Genomic DNA, 6350 nt, shown 5'->3' on the forward strand with positions numbered 1-6350 from the left:
GCCTCGCCCCCGAAGTAGCGCGCCGGCCCTCGCGCGCGCAGCGCGCACAGCCCCGGCTGCAGCACCTGCACGCCCGGGGCGTGCTCCTCGATCGCGGCGATCAGCGGGGCGAATGCCCGATGGTCGCGCTCGGGGTCGGCATCCACGACCGTCAGCTGCGGGCAGCGCGCCTGCGCGTCGCGACGCCGCTGACCGCGGCGGACGCCCTCGACGCGGGCGGCGGTCGAACACGCCACGACCGTACCCTTGTGGAAGACGGCGATCGGCAGTGCGGCGTCGAGCGGCTCGTCGCCGTCGCGGGTCAGCGCGACGATGGGCCAGTCCGGCACCCAGACGACCAAGCTCCGCGGTGGGACAACCACGCTGCGCGCTGGGGGATTCATCCCCACAGAATAGAAGCTATGTTCGACTTCTTCAAGTGGTGCGTCAGCCTACCGCGCGCAGCGGCTCGGCGGTCCGACCGACGGAGGATGCCGCGGCATCCGCGGTCATCTCGCCCGCCGCATCCGGCAGCAGCACCCGTCCCGACCGCGGCACCGGGAAGCGCCGGCTCGTCACGGTCACCGTCAACTCGCGCCCCTCCAGCAGCCCGTAACCGTCGCCGAGCCCCGACCACGACGGATCGGCGATGTCGATCATCGCCTCGGTCTGCGGCCACGGTCCCTGCACCAGCAGCACCGCCTCGCGTTCGCGCATGCGCGCCGCGAGCCGCGCGATGTCGGCATCCTTCGCACGCGCCGGCGGGCGCACCGCGACGACGGGCAGGACATCGGCGATCGTCGCCGTGACCGTCAGCCAGCGCTCCCCCGGCTCGGGCACCAGCACGAGGCGCTCCAGGTCGACGCCTGCGGCTCGGGCGGCCTCTGTTCCCAGATGCGGCATGCCGATCGCAGCGCACCACGAACCCTCGCGCGACGGGCGGGACAGCAGCGCGAACAGCAGCGACATCGACCGGCCCAGCGCGTACGACGAGCCGGGGCGCAGTCCACCGCCCGGCAGCAGCGCCGCCAGCGCAGGGGGCACCGGTAGCACGGGAGTGTCGAGGCGACGGCCCTGCATGCGCTCCAACTGCGCGCGCAGGGCCTCGACGGTGCCTGCGGCATCCGCGACGGCGACATTCGCCACGATCGACCTCATCTCGACAGATTAGAACGAATGTTCTGACACCTCAACGGGATCCTCCGAGGTTAGAGGCCGCCTCGGACATCCTCCGCCGAGAGGACCCCTTCTGTCCGAGCGCGCCCCTTACGAACCGTTCACAACCGGTGCTCTCGGCGACAACCGGCGCACTCGGCGATGACGGCGGCGCACTCGACGACGTCGATCGCGCGAAACATGCGGCTGATAGGACGGACGGCATGACGAGCACGCTGACCATCACGGGCGCCTCCCGCATCGTGGAGCGCTTCGACGATCCGGCGCGGGATCGCGGCGGCGCCCTCGTGATCGGCGCAGACGGCCGCGTCAGCTTTTCAGTGGCGCTGCCGCGCCGTGGGGTAACGAAACCTGCCCAGGGTCACGAAGACTTTCGCGTCAGCGGCCCCGGCGCCTCGCATGCTCCCGACGCACCCGGCATCCCCGGCGCCTCGCATGCTCCCGACGCACCCGGCATCCCCGAGGTCCTGGATGCCGAGGGCGGCATCGTCACCCCGGGCCTCATCAACGCGCACCATCATCTGCTGCAGTCGGGCTTCCGCACTCTGCCGGGCACGCGGGGTGTGCCGATGCGGGAATGGCTGCCGGCGATGGCGGCGGCATATGCCGCCGCAGGCATCGACGCCTCGCTCGTCGCCGCGACCGCGGGAGTGGGCCTGGCCGAATCGCTCCTGAACGGGGTGACGACCGTCGCCGACCACCAGCTCAACTGGCCCGATCCCGCCGCAAGCAGCACCCCGATCGACGACACCGTCACGATCGCCCGCGCCATCGCCGATGCCGCCGCCGGCCTCGGCGCCCGCCTCGTGTTCGTACGCGGCTCGGCGCGCGACACGCCCGAAGCGGCTGCCACAAGCGCGGAGGCCATCGCCCGCGCGCTGTTGCCATCGGCATCCGCCGCCTCTCCCGGCGGCGTCAGCGCCGACGGCATGCTGCAACTGGCGGTGGGTCCCGCGGGCGTGCACTCCGATTCCGAGGAGACCTTCCGCGCCCTCGGCGACGTCGCTCGCCGCTACGGATTGCGGCGGCGAACCCAGGCGAACGAGCAGGTCGACACCGAGATCGCCCTCGCCCGGTACGGCAGACGGCCACTGGACCTTCTCCAGGACTGGGGCTGGCTCGAACCGGACGTGACGATCGCGCACCTGTGCGACGTCACCGAGCCGGAGATCGCGCGGCTGGCCGCGGCCGGCGTCACCGCCACCCACGCGCCGGGCTGCGACGTGCCGATGGGCTGGGGCATCGCTCCCGTCCACCGCATCCGCGAGCAGGGCATCGCCGTGGGCCTCGGCACCTCCGGCGGCGGATCGAACGACGCCGGCCACCTGCTCGCCGACGCGCGCCTCGCGATGCAGGTGTCGGGCCTGGTCGGCCTCCTCGATCCCGCCGCTCCCCCCGCCCCGGCCCTCGCCGCTCGCGACGCGCTCTCGATGGCGACCTCCGGGGGCGCCGCGGGGCTCGGCCGGGAGGATCTCGGCATCCTCTCGCCGGGGGCTGCAGGAGACGCCTGCGTGTGGGACGTGTCGGGCGTCGCGGATGCCGGCGTCGCCGATCCGGTCGCCGGCTTGCTGTGGGCTGCCCCCGGACGAAGGCCGCGGCACGTCGTGGTCGCCGGGCGCGTCGTCGTACGGGACTACCGGCTGGTCACCGGCGACGAGCACGCGCTCGTGGCGGCCCTCCGCACCCGCGTCGGCCGCTGACAAGCCGCAGATCAGCCGGGCCATCCCGACCCCACGGGACCGAGCCCGTCAGACGTCGAGCACGATGCGGGGGCACGCCGCCCGCGAGACGCACACCATCATGACGACGCTCTGCTCGCGCTCGAGCGGAGTGAGCACCGAATCACGATGCTCGATCTCACCCTCCAGCACCGGAACCTCGCACGTGCCGCACGTACCACGACGACAGCTGGAGAGCACCATCGCCGTGGGACTCTGCTCTTCGATCGCCTCCAGCACGGACTGGTCCGGCATGACCGTGACGACATCGCCGGTCATGGCCAACTCGACCTCGAACGGCTCGGGCCAGACCGGCTCGCCGTACTCGACCGCTTCGAATCGTTCGACGTGCAGGGCGTCGGCGCGATTCGCCGCCGCGAGGCCGTCCGCCAGCGCATCGAGCAGGAGCGCAGGACCACAAGCAAAAACCTGGTCGCCGCCGCCGACGGTGTCCACGAACGATACGACGTCGAGACGGAGCCCCCCATCGGACGGATGCAGGCGCACCCGCCCCGTGCCGTCGCCGAGGCCGTCGCCGAGACCATCGTCCAGCGCCCGGAGTTCGTCGACGAAGGCCATCGTCGACAGCGACCGCCCGGAGTAGTCGAGCGTCCAGCCCACGCCCGCGGCCGCTGCGGCGCGCACCATCGCGAGGATCGGGGTGATGCCGATGCCCCCCGCGACGAACCGGTAGGCCGCTCCGGGGACGAACTCGCACGCGAAGTGGTTACGGGGTCCACGCACGCGCAGGCGCTGGCCCGCCTTCACCTCGTCGTGGACACGGACCGAGCCGCCGCGACCGGTGTCCTCGCGCAGTACCGCAATCCGCCAGGTGGAACGGTCGGCGGGATCGCCGCAGAGCGAGTACTGCCGCTCGATGCGCTCCGTGCCGAGTTGGCGATCGCCTGCGAGGATCAGATCGACGTGGGATCCCGGAGCCCAGGCCGGCAGGTCGCGTCCGTTGTGCGACACCAGATCGAGGGCGACGACGCCCTCGGCGAGGACGGTGCGGGCGGCGACCACGAGGTCGCGCTCGACGTCACTGAAGTAGCTCATGGCCTCCACTCTTCCCATCCGCGCGCAGCCGTCCCGCCCGGTGGCGGCACCCGGCCGCACTCTTCGCGCGGATTTAACACGGCTGCAATCCCGACAGGCCTACCAGGAAACACGTCGGGCGTTTACTGATTCTCACCCGATGTTGGTCATACCAACAACACCGCCATCGCAATCGTGAGGGGGACGACCGTATGGATGCCGAACTCCTCGAGCCCGGTGAGCGGATCGGCATCCTCACGGGTCTCACGCCCGCAGGAGAGGTGGGCGACACGCTCGCGTTCGCCGCCGGCCGGGTCGTCGATTCGGCAGCGGCGGATGCCGGAGTGGGCGTCGACGGCACCGCGTGCCATGCCGTCGACGCCACCGGGTGGGTGGCGCTGCCGCCGCTGGCGGACCTGCACGCCCACCTCGACAAGGGCTACACGTGGACCGCGTTCGGTCAGCCCGAGGGCTCGCTCGACGACGCCATCGCCTGCTGGGTCGACCACGGCGAGAACCACACCTACGAGGCGATCAAGGCCGGGGCCCGGCGCCACCTCGTCGCCGCGCTGCACGCCGGCGTCACCGCCGTGCGCTCCCACACGAACTACCACCTGGGCGACGATCCGTTGCGCGGCATCCGCGCGCTCATCGAGCTGCGCGCCGAGTTCGCCGGGATCGTGGACCTGCAGGTGGTCGCGAGCCCCGGCCCCTCCGACGGCCCGGACGACCTGGGCCGGGCGGCCATCGCCCTGGGATTCGACCTCGTCGGCGGATTCCCCCACCTCGCCGAGGACCCCGCCGCGGATCTCGAGCGCTCGGCCGCGTTCGCGGAGGAGTTCGGCCTCGGCATGGACCTCCACACCGACGAGACGCTCGACCCCGCCTCTATGGGGCTCGCGGAGCTCGCGGCCCGCACGAGCCATTGGCCGACGGGGGTCATCCGCTCCGCGGGTCACTGCGTGAGCCTGTCGACGCAGGATGCCGGTACGCGCGCCCGCACCCTCTCCGCCGTCGCGGCAGCCGGTGTCTCGATCATCACCAACCCGCTGACGAACCTCTACCTGCAGGGGTGGCAGCACCCCGTCGGGACACCCCGCGGCATCCCGCCGTTGCGCGAGATCATCGATGCCGGCGTCACGCTGGCCGCCGGCGGCGACAACGTGCAGGACCCCTTCAACCCGCTCGGCAACGCCGACATGGTCGATGTCGCGGCCGAGCTCGTCATGGCGGGCCATCTCACCCCCGCCGAGGCGTGGCACATCAGCTCCAGCGGCGGCCGCGCCGCCTTCGGTCTGCCCCCCGCCCGGGGTCGAGTCGGCGATGTCGCCGACGTCGTGCTCGTGCGCGCCGCGCACGCCGCCGAGGCACTCGCCGAACGGGCGCCCGACCGGATCGTCATCCGCGACGGCCGCGTGATCGCCGTCCGCCGCCGTGTCGTGAGCAGCGTGCTCGACCTGGGCCGGCTGCAGACCTCGCCTTCCGCCCCGACCTCCGAGGGAGCGCTCATATGACCACCGTCACTGCCGCAGGGGAGCAGGCCGGCGCCCCCGACACCGGCACCGCGGGGGCGAGCGTCGCGCCCACGCTCGCCTTCCGCGACGTCGCCAAGGTCTTCGACACCGGCACCCGCGCCCTCGAAGGCGTCTCGATCGACGTCCGGCCCGGCGAGTTCGTCTCGGTCGTCGGGCCCTCGGGTTGCGGCAAGTCCACGCTGCTGCGGCTCGCCGCGGGACTCGACCCCGCGACCGAGGGCGAGATCGACGTCCGTGCCGACACGACCAGCTTCGTCTTCCAGGAGGCGACGCTGCTGGAGTGGCGCAGCGCCCAGCGCAACGTCGAACTGGTCGGAGAGCTCGCCGGCGTCAGCAGGGCCGAGCGTCGCCGGCGCGCCGCCGAGGTACTCGACCTCGTCGGCCTGAAGGGCTTCGAGGATCAGCATCCCCGTGCCCTGTCCGGCGGCATGCGCATGCGCGTGTCGATCGCCCGGGCCCTCGTCGCCGAGCCGCAACTGGCGCTCTTCGACGAGCCGTTCGGCGCCCTCGACGAGATCACCCGCCTCAAGATGCAGACCGAGCTGCAGCGCCTGTTCCAGCTCAAGGGCTTCGCGGCGATGTTCATCACCCACTCCATCTCCGAGGCCGTCTACCTGTCGAGCCGCGTGATCGTCATGAGCGGTCGCCCCGGACGCATCGTCGACGACATCGAACTGCCCTGGTCCTACCCCCGCTCACCCGAGCTGCGCTACGAACCGGAGTTCGGACGCATCGTGGGCCATCTCTCGCACGCGTTGGAGGCACACTCGTGAGCCAGAACCTCACCGTCAAGGCGCCGAGCCCCCCTCCGGAGTCGGCGACCGGCGCATCTAGCGGATCATCGTCGGCCGCGGATGCCGCGGCATCCGCCCCCGCGACGACCACGACCGCTGCCGCGCGCGGGTCC

5 protein-coding genes and 1 pseudogene are annotated in these 6350 nt (G+C 72.2%); 3 read left to right on the forward strand and 3 right to left on the reverse strand.

Translation table 11 applies throughout. The features are described 5' to 3' along the window. Both WBP48_RS18105 and WBP48_RS18110 read right to left on the reverse strand, forming a co-directional pair. Nucleotides 1-383, reverse strand: a pseudogene (locus tag WBP48_RS18105) (DNA polymerase Y family protein); the annotation flags it as partial. 43 nt (nt 384-426) lie between these two features. Further along, nucleotides 427-1137 carry a hypothetical protein gene (locus tag WBP48_RS18110; protein ID WP_424442156.1) on the reverse strand — a complete coding sequence of 237 codons (711 nt, stop codon included), beginning with the start codon at nt 1135-1137 and terminating at the stop codon, nt 427-429. A 221-nt stretch (nt 1138-1358) separates the two neighbouring features. Here WBP48_RS18110 and WBP48_RS18115 point away from each other — a divergent pair, with 221 nt between their 5' ends. Beyond that, entirely contained in the window at nt 1359-2855 is a 1497-nt protein-coding gene (locus WBP48_RS18115) for an amidohydrolase family protein (RefSeq protein ID WP_424442157.1), read from the forward strand. A gap of 48 nt (nt 2856-2903) precedes the next feature. Here the strand turns inward: WBP48_RS18115 and WBP48_RS18120 are convergent, their stop codons facing one another. Next, on the reverse strand, nt 2904-3929 hold the full coding sequence (locus WBP48_RS18120; RefSeq protein WP_424442159.1) for a PDR/VanB family oxidoreductase: 1026 nt from the start codon (nt 3927-3929) through the stop codon (nt 2904-2906). A gap of 191 nt (nt 3930-4120) precedes the next feature. Here WBP48_RS18120 and WBP48_RS18125 point away from each other — a divergent pair, with 191 nt between their 5' ends. Continuing rightward, nucleotides 4121-5422, forward strand: a complete 1302-nt coding sequence (locus WBP48_RS18125; protein WP_424442160.1) for an amidohydrolase family protein — start codon at nt 4121-4123, stop codon at nt 5420-5422. Next, complete coding sequence (locus WBP48_RS18130) at nt 5419-6216, forward strand: ABC transporter ATP-binding protein (protein WP_424442161.1); 798 nt, start codon at nt 5419-5421, stop codon at nt 6214-6216. Before WBP48_RS18125 ends, WBP48_RS18130 begins: the two co-directional genes overlap by 4 nt. The last annotated feature ends 134 nt before the right edge of the window (nt 6217-6350 follow it).

The organism is Microbacterium sp. (genome assembly GCF_049661145.1).
Classification (GTDB): Bacteria; Actinomycetota; Actinomycetes; order Actinomycetales; family Microbacteriaceae; genus Microbacterium.